The following is a 17,471-nucleotide window of genomic DNA, read 5'->3' as shown; positions in this document are numbered from 1 at the left end:
TCCGCAGAAAAAACCACTCTAGACTGAAACCTCGTTCAATCACTTGAGGTACAGCTCGATGAAGATTCTGTTGATAGGCGCGGGTGGCACCATTGGTTCGGCCGTGGACAAAGAACTCTCGCAACGCCACGACGTCATTCGTATCGGTCGCAACAGCGGCGATTTCAATGTCGATATCAGTGACAGCGCATCGATCCGCAAGCTGTTCGAACAGACTGGCAAGTTCGATGCACTGGTGTGCGCGGCGGGCAACGTGACCTTCGCACCGTTGGGTGAAATGACGGAAGACAGCTTCGCCCTCGGCCTCAAAGACAAACTGATGGGCCAGGTGAATCTATTGCTGATCGGCCGTGAGTTCGCCAACGACGGTGCATCGTTCACCTTCACCACCGGCGTACTCAGCCACGATCCGATCCGTAGCGGCGCCTCGGCAGCGCTGGTCAACGGCGCTCTCGACAGCTTCGTCCGCGCCGCCGCCATCGAATTGCCGCGCGGTCTGCGCGTGAACTCGATCAGTCCTACCGTTCTGCTCGAAGCGATGGGCAGCTACGCCCCGTATTTCCGAGGCTACAAGCCGGTTCCTGCGGCGGATGTGGCGTTGGCCTACGCTAAAAGTGTCGAAGGCTTGCAGACAGGTCAGACGTTTCACGTGGGCTAAGCCCTTGTGATGAACGGTCAGGCTGCGTAACGTGGCGGCACTTGTCTGGAGAAGCGAAGATGCGTGTTGCCCGTTCGTTAGCCGTTGTTGCCCTGCTGCCCTTGTTTGCCGCTTGCCAGTTGTTCGATGGCCAGCGAGAAAGTGCCTCGCACGTCGGGCAGACGCGGATGCAGGGGCAACTGACCGTTGCCGACGGCAAACTGGTGTTCCAGCCGTGCCAGGAGCAGCGTCAACTGGTGGTCAATGACATTGGTGGCACCAGCATTCTGCAAGAAGCCGCGACGCTGGCTGATGAGCAAGGCAAACTGTTTGCCGATGTTCGCGGCAAAGTTGCCGGCGATCGACTCGACCTGACTCAGCTGTACCGCGTCGAGCGCTCGGGCACGGCTTGCGATGATCCCAACTTCAAACAACTGATCCTGCGCGCGGCCGGCCATGGCCCGGAATGGAACGTCAAAGTCAGCGGCAAAGGCATGGTCATCGACCGCGACGGCCAGCCGCCACTTGCCGTGCCGTATGTTGAAGAACAACTGGGCGACGGCCGCTTCAACCTGAGCAGCGAGGCCAACAACCAGCGCATCGAGTTATGGGTCGCGCCGCAACGCTGCGTCGACAGCAGCACCGGCAGCGTGCAGCACATGAGCGCCGAGTTGCGCATCGACGGCCAGGTGCAGCGCGGTTGCGGGTATTTCGGCGGATCGCGCAACGACTGAGCGTTTTAGCCTCACCGGATCCGGTCTTTGCGGCTTATAATCGCGGCCTTCAAACGCCCTGGCGCAGTTGTGCGCCCCGCGAACCCGGATCCTCGCCATGTTACGAATCACTGAACTCAAGCTGCCAATCGACCATCCCGAAGAAGACCTGCGCCCTGCCATCGTGCAGCGCCTGGGCATCGCCAGCGATGACTTGCTCGATTTCACCTTGTTCAAGCGCAGCTACGACGCGCGCAAAAAGTCCTCCGAACTGTGCTTCATCTACACCATCGACCTCGAAGTGCGCGACGAGGCGAAAGTGTTGGGCAAGTTCGTCGACGACCGTAACGTCAACGTGGCGCCGGATGTCAGCTACAAATTCGTCGGTCAGGCGCCGAGCGACCTGAGCCAGCGCCCGATCGTCGTCGGTTTCGGCCCGTGCGGAATCTTCGCCGGCCTGCTGCTAGCACAAATGGGCTTCAAGCCGATCGTCCTCGAGCGTGGCACCGAAGTCCGTCAACGCACCAAAGACACCTGGGGCCTGTGGCGCAAAAGCGTACTCAACCCGGAATCCAACGTGCAGTTCGGCGAAGGTGGCGCGGGCACGTTCTCCGACGGCAAGCTGTACAGCCAGATCAAGGACCCGAAGTTCCTCGGCCGCAAAGTCCTGCACGAGTTCGTCAAGGCCGGTGCGCCGGAAGAAATCCTCTACGTCAGCAAACCGCATATCGGTACGTTCCGTCTGACCGGCATGGTTGAAAACATGCGCGAGCAGATCCGCGAACTGGGCGGCGAAGTGCGCTTCCAGGAACGCGTCACTGATGTGCTGATCGAAGACGGCCAACTGGTCGGCGTCGAACTGGCCAGCGGCGAAACCCTGCATTCCAAACACGTGGTTCTGGCCCTCGGCCACAGCGCCCGCGACACTTTCCGCATGCTCCACAGCCGTGGCGTGTTCATGGAAGCCAAACCGTTCTCGGTGGGTTTCCGCATCGAACACCCGCAATCGCTGATCGACCGTGCGCGTCTGGGCAAGTACGCCGGCCACCCGAAGCTGGGTGCTGCCGACTACAAACTGGTGCACCACGCCAAGAACGGCCGTTCGGTCTACAGCTTCTGCATGTGCCCGGGCGGCACGGTGGTCGCGGCGACTTCCGAGCCGAATCGCGTGGTCACCAACGGCATGAGCCAGTACTCGCGTAACGAGCGCAATGCCAACTCCGGCATCGTCGTCGGCATCACCCCGGAAGTCGATTACCCGGGCGGCCCGCTGGCAGGCATCGAGTTGCAGGAACGCCTGGAATCCCACGCGTTCATTCTGGGCGGCAGCGATTACAAGGCCCCTGCGCAACTGGTGGGCGACTTCATCAACGACATTCCTTCGACCGAACTGGGCGAAGTCGAGCCGTCGTACAAGCCGGGTGTGGCGCTGGGTGATCTGGCCCTGGCGCTGCCGGACTTTGCCATTGAGGCGATTCGTGAAGCCTTGCCGGCGTTCGAGAAGCAGATTCGCGGCTACTCGCTGCACGATGCCGTATTGACCGGGATCGAGACGCGTACTTCATCGCCGCTGCGCATCACGCGTAACGAATCTTTGCAGAGCATGAACGTGAAGGGCTTGTTCCCGGCCGGTGAAGGCGCGGGTTATGCGGGCGGGATTCTGTCGGCGGGTGTGGACGGGATTCGCATCGCAGAAGCCGTGGCGCGCGATATTCTCGGCCTGACTGACTAATCATCTGAAGTAAAACAAATCCATGTGGGAGCGAGCCTGCTCGCGAAGGGGTCATCTCAGTCAACGATGATGTTGAATGAGATGACCCCTTCGCGAGCAGGCTCGCTCCCACATTTGTTTTGTGTGTTTCTTTAGATATTGGCGCGCAGGACTGAGTCAGGCAGCGGCTCGCCGCGCTCGGCACTCGCCGCCACCGCGTCGATCAACCCGGCCAGCTCATACCCCTGCGCCTGCAACCAATCCTGATCGTAATACGTGTCGGCATACCGCTCGCCGCCATCACACAGAATCGCCACGATCGACCCCGACTCCCCCGCCGCTTTCATCTGCTGTGCCGCCATCAAGGCGCCGATCAGATTGGTCCCGCTCGAGCCGCCAACATGCCGTCCCAGACGTTGCGCCAGATAATGCATGGCGGCCAGCGACAAGGCGTCCGGCACTTTGACCATCGCATCGATCACCTTGGGCAGGAACGACGCCTCAACGCGCGGCCGGCCAATACCTTCAATGCGCGAACCGCAATCGAGGCGCAAATCGGCGTCGCCGGTCTGGTAGTAATCGAAGAACACCGAACGTTCGGCATCGGCACACAACACGCGAGTGCAATGCTGGCGATAGCGCACGTAACGACCCAAGGTCGCGGTGGTGCCGCCGGTGCCGGGGCTGGAAATCAGCCAGCTCGGCTCCGGGTGCTTTTCGTAGCGCATCTGTTGGAAGATCGATTCGGCAATGTTGTTGTTAGCGCGCCAGTCAGTAGCACGTTCGGCGTAGGTGAACTGGTCGATGAAGTGGCCGCCATGTTCCCGGGCCAGACGTTCGGATTCGGCGTAGATCTGCGTCGGATCTTTCACCAGATGGCTTTGGCCTCCGTAGAACGCGATCTGCGCGATCTTTTCTTTGGAGGTGGTCGCCGGCATCACGGCTATGAACGGCAAACCGAGCATTCGCGCGAAATACGCCTCGGAAATCGCCGTTGAACCGCTGGACGCCTCGATCACCGGCGCGCCGGGCTTCAACCAGCCGTTACACAGAGCATAAAGAAACAGCGAGCGGGCCAAGCGATGTTTGAGACTGCCAGTCGGGTGGCTGGACTCATCCTTGAAGTACAACTCGATGCCCGCAAAACCTGGCAGCGGCAAAGGGATCAGGTGGGTGTCGGCGCTGCGCTGAAAATCCGCTTCGATGATACGGATCGCTTCGCGGGCCCACTGTCGGTTGTCGCTCATGGTGATGGTTCTCATTGAATCGGCAGGAGATGAAGCTGTTCGAAAGGCTCACTCATCAGCTTAGGAAAATTCCGATACCGCGCACAGATACAGCTGAGTCTCAATATGTCAGGCAACTGCTAGGCTCAGCGTGGCTTGAGCCAGACACCTTGTAACGACATATAACAAAAAAGAATATAACTTTTGTTTTAACAACTAACAGTACGGGTTAGGGTGTCCCACCTTTTTCACGAATTCGATGGAGAGCGACCTTGCCTCTGCGTAGCACTTTCACGCGTTTCTTTCAGTTGGAAGCTGCCAGCGGTCTGTTATTGATCGCCGCTGCTGTCCTCGCCCTGATTATCAACAACTCGCCACTGTCGTGGCTGTACACCGGCCTGCTCGACACCCCGGTGGTGGCGCAGATCGGTGCGTTGAAAATCGCTAAACCACTGCTGCTGTGGATCAACGACGGTCTGATGGCAATGTTCTTCCTGCTCATCGGCCTGGAAGTGAAACGCGAGGTCCTCGACGGCCAACTGTCGAAGCCTTCACAGATCGTCCTGCCCGGTGCGGCCGCGATCGGCGGCATGCTGGTGCCGGCGCTGATCTACTGGTTCCTCAACCGCGACAATCCGGCAGCCCTCGACGGCTGGGCGATCCCCACTGCCACCGATATCGCCTTCGCCCTCGGCGTGCTGGCATTGCTCGGCAAGCGCGTGCCGGTGTCGCTGAAGCTGTTCCTGATGACCCTGGCGATCATCGATGACCTCGGCGCCATCGTGATCATTGCGATCTTCTACTCCGGCGAACTCTCGACGCTCTCGCTGGGTCTGGCGGCTGCGTGCATCGCGGCGCTGGTGGCGATGAACCGGCTCGGGGTGGTCAAGCTTGGGCCGTACATGATCATCGGTTTGATTCTCTGGGTCTGCGTCCTCAAGAGCGGTGTCCACGCCACGCTGGCGGGCGTAACTCTGGCCTTCTGCATTCCATTGCGCACGAAAAATGCCGAGCCGTCGCCGTTGCTGACCCTCGAACATGCGCTGCACCCGTGGGTGGCCTACGGCATTCTGCCGCTGTTCGCCTTCGCCAACGCCGGCCTGTCGCTGAGCGGTGTCACTGTCGAAAGCTTCACTCACCACGTGCCAATGGGCATCGCGGTAGGCCTGCTGCTGGGCAAGACCGTCGGTGTATTCGGCCTGACCTGGCTGGCCGTGAAGATTGGCATCGCCACCCTGCCCCAAGGCGCCAACTGGGGCCAGGTCATGGGCGTAGCGATCCTTTGCGGTATCGGCTTCACCATGAGCCTGTTCGTCGGTTCGCTGGCGTTTGAACCGGGCGTAAGCGATTACGCAGGGATGGACCGGATGGGCATTTTGACTGGGTCGATTCTGGCGGCGTTGATTGGTTATGCGGTGACGGCGGCGGCGAGTCGCCGGAGCACTCTGCAAAACGTCTGAAACGCTTCCTAGAAAATCAAAGCCCTTCTCTATAGAGGGGCTTGGCTCTGAACCTTCTCAGCACCGTTTCCGGAGTCACCTATGTCACGTAAAGCAGAAAAGCACCCACTGACGGACGATCAGATTTCAGTTCAGGAATCGCGGATTCCTGAGATCGCTCGGAAGGCATTCAGCAACGCTTATAAGATTGCGCTCGCCAATGGCGCTGCAGTCCTCGTGGCCAAAGGTGGTCACCTGTTTGAAGTGACAGCCGAGAGTTCTGTTGCTATGCGCGCACTCGGTGATTACGGAAACCTGAAACGTGGAACTCGCCTGCACATCAACAAATCCTTGAAACAGGTTACTTGTTGAGCACACCGAGAATATGGATAGTCGCAGGCCGAACGACTCAGAAAAAAGACTTCAATCAACAAATTCCCCCACGTTTGCTTGGAAATTGATACATAGCGACTAATCCCCACGTCGTTAGAGACGCGTCCTACAGCCATCATTTTCCTGCTTCGTTAACGTTGCGCAACCCTTTGCGAAGGGCTGTCGACGGATGAACGAAAGGACGATCAGTGGCTGGCAACAAGGACATCCCCCGGGTTCAAAACCCACCGCAAGGCGACGGGCATCACGTTACCTACCGCTACATGACGGCCACGGAATTGGCCGAGCGCGACGCCAGACAAAACGCTTACGACACCATGCTGGCACGGCAGGAGGCTTTCGAGCGCAGCCGTGAAGTTGCGGTCAAAAAAGCCGAGCCCGTGCGTGCCGGTTGCGTATTTGCCAAGTCCTGCAAATTGCCGGATGCGATTATCGATTACTCCAGTCCTTCGGGCATGGTGCCGACTGACAGCCTGAAGGATTACGGCGATCTGATTCTGCTGGGCGAGCGTGAGGCCGATGAAAGCGGCGCAGTTCCGCTCAAGAAAATCGGCGCAACGGCCATCCCGGCAGGCTTCGGCAGTTTTGCGTTGACGGGTTCGGCTTTCAAAGCACTGCCCACAGTTATATCCACCGCAGTGGTCACGCCATTGGTGACCCTGGTAGCGCTGCTCATGCCCTCGAACCTTGGTGACAGCGCACTCTATACCGACGAGCAACTGCGTGGACTTGAACAGGCGCGAACGCGTGTTCGGCTGAGGGTCGAACAGCAGGCCGACGGCAGCCTGAAGGGCTATGGCTTCTACACCGGCAAGAATCGCGATTGGGAAATGGTTGATGTCGTGCAGTTCAAGTTGCGTGGCAGCCAGTTCATTGCTGACTTGGGTGAAGGCGTAGAGCTGATCTGGACGCCTGCTGTGGATGGCTCGGACATCCTCGGCATTCCTGCGCTGGAGGCTGCACCGCAGGCACCGCACATCTGGGTTTATCCGCCGACGAAAGCGGCGGATGGGATGCTGGTGAATCCGGTTTATCCGCCGGAGTACAAAGATTTCATACTGGTGTTTCCCCCGAACTCCGGGGTTCGGCCAGTTTACATCGTTTTAAGCCGGGCTCGCGATCATGTTTACTACGGCCACCCAAAGACACTACCGGCCTTCCCTGACGCGGTTAGAGTAAAGTCGAAATCATCGGTCAAAGGTGGTGGAAAGCAGCGAGCACGGTGGGTAGATCGCAAAGGTCGAATCTATGAATGGGATTACAAAAGTAACGCTGTGGAAAAATACGACAAATTGGGAACAACTCATTTGGGCGAATTCAATCACCTGACGGGTGAACAAACCGGGCCTGCAGTACCGGACAGAAAAACCTCCAGAAATTAAGGATTGATACATGCGCTACCTTTCGATAACCGGTTTTTACCCTGATGACGCTCAAGATAACTCTTTGCAGTTCGAGCTGGATATCACCGGAAGCGAGTTAAATGAAAAAGTCGCTCAGCTCATCGAGTCCAAGCCCCTCAGCGAACTGGAACCTGGGGAGTTGTTATTGAGCAAAGATCAAGTAGCTGCGCTGGAAACCCTTCTAAACGTTAACTTCCCGAAGGGTTTAGAATTTTTTATGGGCACATGTGCTGATTACTGACTTGAAGTAAAAAAGACAACCCCGACCAGTAACTTGATCGGGGTTATTTTTTATCGCTCGTTCCCGCTTAGTGCGAAATTCGGCTGGTTCCGCCAACGGCGGGAAAGCGTACGTGCTCACCAACGCGAAACACGATGCACGGAGAGTTGGAGGTTTACCGAGCAAGTGACGGAACTCACCTAGGCGCGTTTGACCCTTTTACAGGAGAGCGACGCGAAGATGCGAAAGATGAAAGAAGCATCAGAAAAAAATATTTGTGAGGTTGATGATGGGATTAAAACTGAGGCTAGAGTGGTACGACAAGCAAACTGATCTGTGTGAAGGCGAAGAGTATTCCAAGGATTTAGGCGATGATGAGGGCGTTTTGAATGCCTTGGGAATACCGGTGGAAAACAACATAAACAATGGCGGTTTCAATGTTTCCGAAGAATGGATTCCAATCATACAGCCGTATTTTCAACATGGCATCGTCTTCAAAACTTACGATTATCAGATCTCTTTTGACTACAGCGATGTCTGGTGACGGTCTCTTATGATTTATAGGATTGAAGCATTCGATAGGAAAACAGAGTTTCTCGTTTTTGAAGAGGAATTGCCTCCAGGATGTGATGAGAATCTGGCAGCTATCATGAACTGGTCTTCCAAGCAGCAGGGCTGGGAGGGTTACGACCTCTCAAATGATCAGCTTGCCTCATTGGAGAAGCTGATCGGGAAGAATGTCGTCGATTCGAAGTACACTTTCCAACTGACGTGTAATGGACGTTGAAACACAATAAAGAAAAACCCCGACCAGTCACCTGATCGGGGTTTTCTTTACCCTGCATTCCGCTTAGTGCGAAACGCGGCTGGTCCCGCCAACGGTGGAGATGCGCACGCGTTCGCCAACGCGGAACACTTCATTCTCCTGAACCTGCTGCACATAGGCACGCATGCTGCCGTCATCTTCACGTACGGTGATTTCCACACCTTGGGTACGGGTCAGACCTTCTTCGGTCGCAGAGCCGATCAGACCACCCGCCACCGCACCAATGACCGCAGCAACGATGCTGCCCTTGCCGCCGCCGATGGCGCTGCCGCCGACGCCGCCGACCACCGCACCTGCGGCGCCGCCGATCGGGGTTTTGGTGCCTTCGATTTTCACCGGGCGCAAGGATTCGATGGTGCCCATGCGAATCGTCTGCACGCGACGCGCTTCGTCACGGGAGTAGGAGTCACCGGTCAGGCTCGATTGGCAGCCGGTAAGCAACATCGCCATCGTGGAAAAGGAAGCAACCAGCAGAACAGACTTACGCATAGCATCAACTCCAAAGGAACATATATTCATTAAACTCCGTGGCTTGACGCCTGTCACGACGCCGCCCGGATAAATTGGCTTTCATTCAGGCGCGGTACAGACGCCTGCAAGGTTTCCCAACAGTAGCGCCAAATTACCGATTCTGCGCCACGGACACCAAGGATTTTCATGGATTACTTCATCATCGTCGTCACCACGGCCGCCGGTCTGTACTTCCATTGGTGGTTGTACGTGCGGATCAAACGCTGGATGGATCGCGACCTGGCGTTGTCACTGGCGGGCAAGGATGAAGGCAAACGCGCCTTCATGCTCGAACAGTTAGCGAATGCTCAGATGCAGAAGATCAAGCGCCGGGATCTGCCGAAGTGGCTGGAGGCCGCTGCGGCAGGCTATCCCGCTCGGTAGACTGCTTAAGGTGCCAGACGTTCAAGAATCCAGTCGGCGCCCTGTGAGCGGTAGTTGAGGCGATCGTGTAGACGGCTCGGACGGCCCTGCCAGAATTCGATACGCTCCGGCAGCAAGCGATAACCGCCCCAGTGTTCAGGGCAGTCGGGTTGCGTGTCGGAGAAACGCTGTTCTGTGGCCTTGAGCAAATCTTCCAGTTCACCGCGCCCGTTGATCACCCGGCTCTGCGGTGATGCCCAGGCACCGAGACGGCTGCCCAGCGGACGCACCTGATAATACGCATCGGACTCCGCAGGCGTGACCTTCACCACCCGCCCTTCGATGCGCACCTGGCGTTCGAGGGTTGGCCAGAAGAAGGTCATGGCGGCGAACGGGTTGGCCGCCAGATGCTGGCCCTTGGCGCTGTCGTAGTTGGTGAAGAAGGTGAAGCCCTGCTCGTCCAGGCCCTTGAGCAGCAGAATGCGGCAGTGCGGGCGCCCATCCTTGTCGACCGTAGCCAGGGTCATGGCGTTGGCTTCCACCGGCGCCTGTTCGGTTTTCACCGCGTCGGCGAACCACTGGTGGAACAACGCAAACGGCTCGGCCGGAGCTTGCGCCTCGGTCAGACCATCCCGGGTGTAATCACGACGCATATCTGCCAGAGCCTGGGTCATGGCGCATTCCTTTTCGTTAGCGGATCACTTCTTGGTGGTATCGGTCGCGGCGACTTTCTTGTCGGTCGCGGCGGCTTTGGCTGGTGTGGTTTTCTTCGCTGGAGCCTTGGCCGGGGCCTTTTTAGCTGGTGCTTTGGCAGCGGCTTTCTTGGCCGGAGCCTTTTTGGTTGCCGGCACAGCGGCTTTTTTCGCCGCAGGAGCCGGGGTTACCGGTTTGGCGGCTGGCTTGACGTCCTGCGCCGCGACCATGGTCACCGGCTTCGGCGCTGGCATGTTGTATTTGCTCAACAGGGCAACCATGGTGTTCTGCGGAGTGACCAGCAGTTCGACACGACGGTTCAGGGCACGACCTTCAACGCTGTCGTTGGCGGCGCGCGGCGCTTCCGAACCCATGCCGCGCAACATCAGACGATCACGCTGCAAACCGCTGAGACGGAAGATTGCCGCGATGGCCTGGGCACGCTCCTGACTCAGCTTGATGTTGGCGGGCGCGGCACCACTGGAGTCGCTGTGGCCCAAAACCAGGACGGCAGTTTTCGGGTCGGCTTCGAGAATTTTCGCCACGCGGGTGAACGGCCCGAGGGTAACCGGCAGCAACATGGCAGGACGGTCCGGGTTGAACGAGCCTTCAACCGGCGCGGTCACGACCAGCACGTTTTCACGGCGTTCGAGTTGCAGGTTGCTGTCCTTGACCGCTTCACGCAGGCGCGGCTCGTAGTCGTCAAGCCAGGCTTGCGTGACTTTCGGATCGGGCATCGGTACCGCTTTAGTGGTCGGCTGATCCTTGCCGCCGAACGGCCACCACCATTTGCTGCCGGTGTCGGCATCAGCCTTGGCCACGGCGACCGGTTTCCTGGCTTCAGGCGCTACTTCTGCCTTCATGTCAGCCTTGGCGGCTTCATCATCGGAACCGAACGGCCAGTACCAAGGGTTGCTGCTTTCAGTTTTGGCAACCGGTGCAGTCGCCGCTGGCTTCAAAGGCGCCGGAGCCGGCTCCTTGGCTGCCACTTTGTCGGAAGAGCCGAACGGCCACCAGCTGCCGCCGCCCGCATCGTTTTTTGGGGTCTGTGCACAACCGGTGATCGCTACACACAGGGCCAGGGCGAGGGTCTTTTTAGATGACATTGAAAATCCACAAAATGAAGTAATGAAAAATCAGAGCATTTTCGCCCGGATAAACAGCCGTTTTGAAACGAAAAACCGCTTGAGGTTCCGACCCTGGGACCTCGGATGAAACTTTACAGACAAGTGGCAAGCACCCGCGCGAGCTTCTGCGCGCGCGGATCCATCAAGACGTACGGCCCAAGGGTATTTGTCACAAAACCGAAGGCAACATCATGCTCAGGATCAGCGAAACCGATGGAGCCGCCCGCGCCCGGATGGCCAAACGCCTTGGGGCCGAGGCCATAAGTGGCATTAGGCACGTCCGGTTGATCGAGCATGCAGCCCAGACCGAAACGGGTCCGGGTCAACAGTGTCTTGTCTTCGCCGAGGCTGTGTTCGCGGGTCAGCTCTTCGAGCATGTCGCTTTCGAGCAGGCTGCCGTCGAGCAGACCCGCGTAGAAACCGGCCAGACTGCGCGCATTGCCGTGGCCGTTGGCCGCCGGTTGCTGCATGCGCCGCCATTCCGGTTTGTTGGTGCTGGTGAGCACTGAAGGTGGGTTGGTAAAAGCGCGGGTGGTCATGGCAGTCGGTTCGCGCAGGGTCACTTGCAGCAGACGTTGCGCGGCGGCATCGCCAACATTGCCCTTGCCGCGAGCGATGTGCGCGACGCGGTGGAATTCTTCGTCAGCCAGACCGACGTGAAAATCCAGGCCCAACGGCTTGGCCACGCGGGCAACGATGGATTCCCCCGGCCCACGACCGTCAGCGCGGCGCAGCAATTCGCCGATCAGCCAGCCATAAGTGATCGCGGCATAACCGTGGCCAGTACCCGGCGTCCACCATGGTGCTTCTGCCGCGAGGGCATCGACCATGGTTTGCCAGTCATACAGCGCTTCCGGCGCCAGCAGCTCGCGCAGCGCCGGCAGACCGGCCTGGTGGCAGAGCAATTGGCGCAGAGTGACGGATTCTTTGCCGGCAGCAGCGAATTCCGGCCAGTAGCGGGCGACGGGAGCGTCCAGTTGCAACTTGCCCTCGGCGACCAGTTGCAGCGCGGTGACAGCGGTGAAGGTTTTGGTGCAGGAGAACAGGTTGGCGATGGTGTCGCTGTGCCAGGCTTCGGCGCCGTCCTTGTCGGCAGTACCGGACCAGAGGTCGAGGACGGTTTCTCCACCGACCTGAATGCACAGGGCTGCGCCGCGTTCCTGGGGATCGTCGAACAGTGCCGCGAAAGCCTCGCGCACCGCTTCGAATTGAAGCTCGTAATGTCCCTGAATCTGCACCCGCAACTCCCCCGCGAAAACGCTCTACAAAGTGGCCCGCATTGTTCCAGCCCTTGAGGGATTTGGGAACAGCTGCGGGCCAGACGGTTATTTCAGAAATCTCGCTGAGGCGGCTGACGCCTTCGCGAGCAGGCTCGCTCCCACACTGGATCGGTGTATCACGGAAGATCTTTGTGGGAGCGAGCCTGCTCGCGAAGAACGATGACGCGGTGCCTCAGGACTCAGTGACCATTGCCGGAATGCCCACCGGCATGCCCTGCCCCCGGCCCTTTGCCGGCCTCGCCCTTGCGGCCACCCTCAGCCTCATGCCCCGCCGCTGCGGCCGCTTTTTCAGCCTCTTTGCCAAGCTGCTCAATCGCCTGCAAATTGCTCTTGCGCACTGTCTCGACAAAACCCTGATACGGCAGATCCGTCACCCCGACCAACCCGAAGTGACCATTCTCGCCATCGAGCAGACGCCCGGTCACCGGTTGATCCAGATACTGGAACCAATGCACACCGACAATCGACGGTTCGCTCAAGGCCTGTTTGAGGAAGTTGGCGTAAGCCGGGCCGCGATCTTCTTCCTTGGCCACTTGCGTGACGCCGCCCCAGAACGGGCCACGATCCGCTGAGCCAAAGTTGAATTCGGTGATCATTACCGGTTTGTCCAAAGCTCCCAACGCAGCAAAGTCATAACCATCCTGCGGTTTCAGCGTGTACATATTGAAGCTCAGCACATCGCAATACTGCGCGCAGGACGCCACGGCTTCCGGGGTACTGATGGCAAAACGGCCGCCAAGCAGCAACTGGTTCGGCGCATGCCATTTCAGCGAATCGGAAATGGTTTTGAAGTAGGTATCGGCGAAAACCTTCTGGAAGTATTTGAAGTCCGCCTCGATTTCCGGATGCTCCGGGTTCGGCAGCGGCGGCACGAAACCCGGGTCTTCCATCAATTCCCACGCCGACAGCTCGATGCCCCAAGCCTTCGACAGCCCGGCCTGATTGCGGTACTTGTCGCGCAACTGTTTGAGGAAGGCACGCTTGGCCGGTACATCGGTGGTCATTTTCAGCGTGCCGTAAGCCAGCGCGTAACGGGATTTCGGATCGTCACCGGGACCGGCCCACGCCAGTTCATTGTCGGCGTAGTAGCCGATCAGCCACGGATCGTCGCGGTGATCGCGGGCAGCGATAGCGACGGCGCGCTCGGTAGCCATGGCAAAACGCGGATCGAACGGATCTGGCATGCCGCCCCACCAGTCGCTGCCGGTGCTGATGCTGGTGTAGTCGCCAACGATCGACAACGGCAAGGTGTACGGCACACGATCTGCATCACTCAGCGAATCGGCACTCCAGTTACCGACCGTGTTGAAGCCCCAGGCTTGCAGGCGATCGAGGGTGTGGCTGGCCCACTGTTGCTCATCGATGGTGGCCTTGCACGGTTCGGCAGCTTTTTCTGTTGTCGCTTGTACGGTTTCGGTTTTGGCCGCTTCAGCGACGCCGGACTTCGGCTCGGCAGGTACTGGGGCAGGCTCGGCGGCTTGGACGGCGGCCGTTTCAGCGGCTGCAGACTTCGCCGCTTCCGCTACCCCGGACTTGCTTTCACTGTCGGCTTTGCACGGCTCACCGTACACGCGCTGCAAGTTGGCGCCATAGAAGTCGTACCAGCGCCCGTTGCCATAACCACGGCCCTGATCAACACCGTTGCCGCCACGGTTGTCACCCTCGCCAAAGTGCTTGGCCAACGGGTCTTCAGGTTTAGGCAAGGATTCGAACATGTACTCACGACCGGCCACGTAGGTCTGGTTGACCTGCGGGCTGACGGTGTTCACGCCCAGCGAGTAAAACGGATGCCCTTCAGGCGTGACCAGATACCAGCGGCCATCACGTTTTTCGGTGCGGAAGAAACCACTGGCCTTGAACGCCGGGCCTTTGTTCCAGCCACCGAACTTGTCCAGCGAGGACTTCTCGCGCTCGGCCAGCCAGGTTTTCAGCTGTTGCTGTTCCTTGGCGGCGGCGGATTTCAGTTGTTCGTCATTGGCGATTTTTTCCGGCCACTTGCTGCGGGTCGATTGCCCATAAGCATCGACCAGATTGCCGTACACCGCTTGGGTAACCGAATCACCGTCCTGCACGCCGAAACGCTCGAGCAGCAAGCTCTGGGCGACTTTCGGCTGATCCATCGACAGGCTCACCGAGACCACTTGGCTGCGATCAATCTCGCCGCTGCTGCTGGCCAGCAGGATCCGCTGACCATCGACGGTCATGGGCATTGGCGGTCCGGCTTTCATGCCCTGACTCAGCGGCGTCGACGCGACCAGCGGCACCAGCAAGGTCTGCGCAGGGCCGGCCGGCAAGTCGACGCGACTAACCAGTGTGCGGCCGTCATTGCTCTGGATTTGCACGTAGACCGTCACAGCCCAGTCCATTGCGCTCTGCAAACGCAGGGTCATCATGCCGGACTGCGACCAGTCCCACGCACCGGTCTGCGGCGTCAGACGCAAGGTCGGGCGCGCCACCGGGTTGAACGTCACCCGGCGCAGCACTTCGCCTTCAGGCGTTTGCTCGGCGTTGGCTTGCGGCAGATCAGCGTTTTCGGTGGCGATTTTCACCACGTCGGCAGGACGGACAAAGTTGAACAGGGTCTGCTGACCCGCAGGCGCCGCGAACAGCGGCGTGGCGAAGATCAAAGCGAATACGGCAGGCAACGAACGGCGGATCATAAGAACGGAGTTCTCCCTAACGACCAACAATGGCCAATGGAAAAGCGATGGCAGAGAGATAGACAACACGGTGGGCAAAACTGCCCACCGTTGTCTCAGGATATTTCACGACGGAAAGGCGGCAACGCATTGAGGATCGCCTTGCCGTAGCGCTGGGTGACCAGGCGCCGATCGAGCAAAGTGATGGTGCCGCGGTCTTCTTCGGTACGCAGCAGACGCCCGCAGGCCTGCACCAGCTTCAGCGAGGCATCGGGGACGGAGATTTCCATGAACGGATTGCCGCCACGGGCCTCGATCCACTCCGACAGCGCCGCTTCGACCGGATCATCCGGCACCGAGAACGGGATCTTGGCGATCACCACGTGCTCGCAGTAGGCACCCGGCAAGTCCACCCCTTCGGCAAAACTGGCGAGACCGAACAGCACACTGGAATCACCGCCATCGACCCGCGCCTTGTGCTTGTTCAGGGTTTCCTGTTTCGACAGGTTGCCTTGAATGAACACTTGCTTGCGCCAGTCGCGGTCGAGACCGTCGAACACGTCCTGCATCTGTTTGCGCGAAGAGAACAGCACCAGCGTGCCGCGCGAGCCTTCGACCAGATCCGGCAACTCACGGATGATCGCTGCCGTGTGCGCGGCGGCATCGCGTGGATCGGCTTTCAGATCCGGCACCCGCAGCACACCGGCGTCAGCGTGATGGAACGGGCTCGGCACCACGGCGGTGACGGCTTTTTTCGGCAGGCCGGCGCGCATGCGGAAGCGGTCGAAGGTGCCCAGCGCCGTCAGGGTTGCCGAGGTCACCAGGCAGCCGTAAGCCACGTTCCACAAGCTGCGGCGCAAGGTTTCCGCTGCCAGAATCGGGCTGGCATTGACCTCGATGTCGAACAGCGAGCCGCTTTCGGCGAGGGTCAGCCAGCGCGCCATCGGCGGGCTGTCCTCAGGGTCTTCGGCGGTGAACGCGGTCCACAGCTCCCAGTTGCCGGAAGCGCGGGACAACAGGCTGCCGAACAGCGGATACCATTCTTCCGCCTGATTGCTGGCGATGCCGATGTTGACCTCGCCGTCCATGCCTTCCTTGAGCAGGTCGGTCAGGCGCGTGAACAGATCGTTGAGGCGCGAAAAGCCCTTCTTCAGCTCGATGCCCATTTCGCGCATGTGCTCGGGAATCACCCCGGCGACGAAACGATGGCGCGGCCGCTCACGGCCCTCGACGTCTTCGCCGGGTTTGAAGTCGGCGACCTGCTCGCAGGCGCTGAACATGAACTGCTGCTGGGCCTTGATCTCCCGCGCCAGCTCCGGCACCTGTTCGATCAATTTGCCGAGGTCGCCCGGCAGCGGGTGCTGGGCCAGCAGTTTAGTGAGGTTCTTCGCGGTGGTTTCCAGCCAGTCGGCGGTGGAACGCAGGCGCGTGTAGTGGGCGAAGTGGCCGATGGCCTTGTCCGGCAGGTGGTGACCTTCGTCGAACACGTAAATGGTATCGCGCGGATCGGGAAGCACCGCGCCACCGCCCAATGCCAGGTCAGCCAGAACCATGTCGTGGTTGGTGACGATCACGTCGACCTTGCCCATGCCTTCGCGGGCCTTGTAGAAGGCGCACTGGCCGAAGTTCGGGCAATGACGGTTGGTGCACTGGCTGTGATCGGTGGTCAGGCGCGCCCAGTCGGCGTCTTCCAGCGCATTCGGCCAGCTGTCGCGGTCGCCGTCCCATTTATTGCCGGCGAGCTTTTCGATCATGCTGGTGAACAGCTTCTGACTGGCCTCATCGACCTCGATCTTGAAACCTTCTTCTTCGAACAGCTGGGCGGTGGCGGTTTGCGCGTGGCCTTCCTGCAAGAGCATGTCGAGTTTGGACAGGCACATGTAGCGGCCACGACCCTTGGCCAGCGCGAAGGTGAAATTCAGCCCGCTGTTGCGCATCAGGTCGGGCAAATCCTTGTAGACGATTTGCTCTTGCAGCGCGACGGTCGCAGTCGCAATGACCAGACGCTTGCCGGCAGCTTTGGCCGTAGGGATCGCCGCCATACTGTAGGCCACTGTCTTGCCAGTACCGGTACCAGCTTCCACCGCAACAATTGCGGGGTCGCCACTGCGCCGGCCTTCGTCATCGGTGTCGATATCCCCGAGGACTTTGGCGATTTCAGCGATCATCAGGCGCTGGCCGTAACGCGGCTTGAGGCTCTTGGCCTCTAGAAAACGCGAGTAGGCGCCCTGGATCGTGGTTTTGAGTTCAGTGCTGATCATGAATTTTCGGGCGCAAAAAACGCTGGATAA

General features: G+C 59.3%; 17 protein-coding genes and 1 pseudogene. 11 read left to right on the top strand and 7 right to left on the bottom strand.

The genetic code is table 11. The annotated features are described in order from the left end of the window. The first annotated feature begins 58 nt into the window (after positions 1-58). The 3 genes from L8H52_RS02960 (at position 59) to L8H52_RS02950 (ending at position 3,082) form a co-directional block, all read left to right on the top strand. Positions 59-658 (top strand): short chain dehydrogenase, encoded by a 600-nt coding sequence (locus L8H52_RS02960; RefSeq protein WP_242204728.1) that lies wholly within the window; start codon positions 59-61, stop codon positions 656-658. Positions 659-717: 59 nt separating this feature from the next. Then, positions 718-1,371, top strand: a complete 654-nt coding sequence (locus L8H52_RS02955; RefSeq protein ID WP_242204730.1) for a hypothetical protein — start codon at positions 718-720, stop codon at positions 1,369-1,371. Positions 1,372-1,468: 97 nt separating this feature from the next. Further along, positions 1,469-3,082, top strand: a complete 1,614-nt coding sequence (locus tag L8H52_RS02950; protein ID WP_242204732.1) for an NAD(P)/FAD-dependent oxidoreductase — start codon at positions 1,469-1,471, stop codon at positions 3,080-3,082. 131 nt (positions 3,083-3,213) lie between these two features. Here L8H52_RS02950 and L8H52_RS02945 read toward each other — a convergent pair whose 3' ends face one another. Beyond that, a complete protein-coding gene (locus L8H52_RS02945) occupies positions 3,214-4,308 on the bottom strand; it encodes a PLP-dependent cysteine synthase family protein (RefSeq protein WP_242204734.1) in 1,095 nt (364 codons plus the stop codon). Between the two features lie 251 nt (positions 4,309-4,559). Between L8H52_RS02945 and nhaA the strand changes: the two genes are divergently transcribed. The 7 genes and pseudogenes from nhaA to L8H52_RS02910 all read left to right on the top strand — a co-directional run bounded on the left by nhaA (position 4,560) and on the right by L8H52_RS02910 (position 8,529). Continuing rightward, positions 4,560-5,747, top strand: a complete 1,188-nt coding sequence (nhaA, locus tag L8H52_RS02940; protein ID WP_242204736.1) for a Na+/H+ antiporter NhaA — start codon at positions 4,560-4,562, stop codon at positions 5,745-5,747. A gap of 81 nt (positions 5,748-5,828) precedes the next feature. Further along, positions 5,829-6,098: a hypothetical protein gene (locus L8H52_RS02935; RefSeq protein WP_242204737.1), complete on the top strand. Its 270-nt coding sequence runs from the start codon at positions 5,829-5,831 to the stop codon at positions 6,096-6,098. Positions 6,099-6,307: 209 nt separating this feature from the next. Further along, positions 6,308-7,501, top strand: a complete 1,194-nt coding sequence (locus L8H52_RS02930; protein WP_242204739.1) for an S-type pyocin domain-containing protein — start codon at positions 6,308-6,310, stop codon at positions 7,499-7,501. 10 nt (positions 7,502-7,511) lie between these two features. Further along, on the top strand, positions 7,512-7,763 hold the full coding sequence (locus L8H52_RS02925) for a pyocin S6 family toxin immunity protein (protein ID WP_242204741.1): 252 nt from the start codon (positions 7,512-7,514) through the stop codon (positions 7,761-7,763). A gap of 128 nt (positions 7,764-7,891) precedes the next feature. Further along, positions 7,892-8,023 (top strand): annotated as a pseudogene (locus L8H52_RS02920) (colicin E3/pyocin S6 family cytotoxin); the annotation flags it as partial. An 8-nt stretch (positions 8,024-8,031) separates the two neighbouring features. Further along, positions 8,032-8,286 (top strand): colicin E3-like toxin immunity protein, encoded by a 255-nt coding sequence (locus L8H52_RS02915; RefSeq protein ID WP_242204744.1) that lies wholly within the window; start codon positions 8,032-8,034, stop codon positions 8,284-8,286. Positions 8,287-8,295: 9 nt separating this feature from the next. Beyond that, positions 8,296-8,529 (top strand): hypothetical protein, encoded by a 234-nt coding sequence (locus L8H52_RS02910; protein ID WP_242204746.1) that lies wholly within the window; start codon positions 8,296-8,298, stop codon positions 8,527-8,529. A gap of 63 nt (positions 8,530-8,592) precedes the next feature. Here L8H52_RS02910 and L8H52_RS02905 read toward each other — a convergent pair whose 3' ends face one another. After that, a complete protein-coding gene (locus tag L8H52_RS02905; RefSeq protein WP_007969461.1) occupies positions 8,593-9,057 on the bottom strand; it encodes a glycine zipper 2TM domain-containing protein in 465 nt (154 codons plus the stop codon). Positions 9,058-9,225: 168 nt separating this feature from the next. On the opposite strand from L8H52_RS02905, the gene L8H52_RS02900 reads away from it, so the two are divergent. Then, positions 9,226-9,462 (top strand): hypothetical protein, encoded by a 237-nt coding sequence (locus L8H52_RS02900; protein WP_093438753.1) that lies wholly within the window; start codon positions 9,226-9,228, stop codon positions 9,460-9,462. A 5-nt stretch (positions 9,463-9,467) separates the two neighbouring features. On the opposite strand, the gene pdxH is transcribed toward L8H52_RS02900, so the two are convergent. The 5 genes from pdxH to dinG all read right to left on the bottom strand — a co-directional run bounded on the left by pdxH (position 9,468) and on the right by dinG (position 17,441). Continuing rightward, positions 9,468-10,115 carry a pyridoxamine 5'-phosphate oxidase gene (pdxH, locus tag L8H52_RS02895; RefSeq protein ID WP_242204747.1) on the bottom strand — a complete coding sequence of 216 codons (648 nt, stop codon included), beginning with the start codon at positions 10,113-10,115 and terminating at the stop codon, positions 9,468-9,470. 24 nt (positions 10,116-10,139) lie between these two features. Continuing rightward, the gene (locus L8H52_RS02890; protein WP_242204750.1) at positions 10,140-11,240 is read right to left on the bottom strand and encodes an OmpA family protein; all 1,101 of its coding nucleotides are present in this window, start codon (positions 11,238-11,240) and stop codon (positions 10,140-10,142) included. 113 nt (positions 11,241-11,353) lie between these two features. Then, the gene (locus tag L8H52_RS02885) at positions 11,354-12,499 is read right to left on the bottom strand and encodes a serine hydrolase domain-containing protein (protein WP_242204752.1); all 1,146 of its coding nucleotides are present in this window, start codon (positions 12,497-12,499) and stop codon (positions 11,354-11,356) included. A 221-nt stretch (positions 12,500-12,720) separates the two neighbouring features. Further along, positions 12,721-15,201: a beta-galactosidase gene (locus L8H52_RS02880; protein WP_242204753.1), complete on the bottom strand. Its 2,481-nt coding sequence runs from the start codon at positions 15,199-15,201 to the stop codon at positions 12,721-12,723. A gap of 95 nt (positions 15,202-15,296) precedes the next feature. Beyond that, positions 15,297-17,441 carry an ATP-dependent DNA helicase DinG gene (gene dinG, locus L8H52_RS02875; RefSeq protein ID WP_034154974.1) on the bottom strand — a complete coding sequence of 715 codons (2,145 nt, stop codon included), beginning with the start codon at positions 17,439-17,441 and terminating at the stop codon, positions 15,297-15,299. Between the last annotated feature and the right edge of the window lie 30 nt (positions 17,442-17,471).

The organism is Pseudomonas sp. CROZ-RG-20F-R04-15, assembly GCF_022662375.1.
Classification (GTDB): domain Bacteria; phylum Pseudomonadota; class Gammaproteobacteria; order Pseudomonadales; family Pseudomonadaceae; genus Aquipseudomonas.
The sequence above is the reverse complement of the archived record's forward strand: the minus strand, read 5'-3'. Positions and strand labels throughout refer to the sequence as shown.

Bases quoted from the DNA above. Each gene is read 5' to 3' on its own strand.
- L8H52_RS02890 (WP_242204750.1), bottom strand. From the start codon at position 11,240: ATGTCATCTAAAAAGACCCTCGCCCTGGCCCTGTGTGTAGCGATCACC.
- L8H52_RS02925 (WP_242204741.1), top strand. From the start codon at position 7,512: ATGCGCTACCTTTCGATAACCGGTTTTTACCCTGATGACGCTCAAGAT.
- L8H52_RS02880 (WP_242204753.1), bottom strand. From the start codon at position 15,201: ATGATCCGCCGTTCGTTGCCTGCCGTATTCGCTTTGATCTTCGCCACG.
- L8H52_RS02950 (WP_242204732.1), top strand. From the start codon at position 1,469: ATGTTACGAATCACTGAACTCAAGCTGCCAATCGACCATCCCGAAGAA.
- dinG (WP_034154974.1), bottom strand. From the start codon at position 17,441: ATGATCAGCACTGAACTCAAAACCACGATCCAGGGCGCCTACTCGCGT.
- L8H52_RS02905 (WP_007969461.1), bottom strand. From the start codon at position 9,057: ATGCGTAAGTCTGTTCTGCTGGTTGCTTCCTTTTCCACGATGGCGATG.
- L8H52_RS02960 (WP_242204728.1), top strand. From the start codon at position 59: ATGAAGATTCTGTTGATAGGCGCGGGTGGCACCATTGGTTCGGCCGTG.
- L8H52_RS02915 (WP_242204744.1), top strand. From the start codon at position 8,032: ATGGGATTAAAACTGAGGCTAGAGTGGTACGACAAGCAAACTGATCTG.
- L8H52_RS02935 (WP_242204737.1), top strand. From the start codon at position 5,829: ATGTCACGTAAAGCAGAAAAGCACCCACTGACGGACGATCAGATTTCA.
- L8H52_RS02910 (WP_242204746.1), top strand. From the start codon at position 8,296: ATGATTTATAGGATTGAAGCATTCGATAGGAAAACAGAGTTTCTCGTT.
- pdxH (WP_242204747.1), bottom strand. From the start codon at position 10,115: ATGACCCAGGCTCTGGCAGATATGCGTCGTGATTACACCCGGGATGGT.
- L8H52_RS02955 (WP_242204730.1), top strand. From the start codon at position 718: ATGCGTGTTGCCCGTTCGTTAGCCGTTGTTGCCCTGCTGCCCTTGTTT.
- L8H52_RS02900 (WP_093438753.1), top strand. From the start codon at position 9,226: ATGGATTACTTCATCATCGTCGTCACCACGGCCGCCGGTCTGTACTTC.
- L8H52_RS02945 (WP_242204734.1), bottom strand. From the start codon at position 4,308: ATGAGCGACAACCGACAGTGGGCCCGCGAAGCGATCCGTATCATCGAA.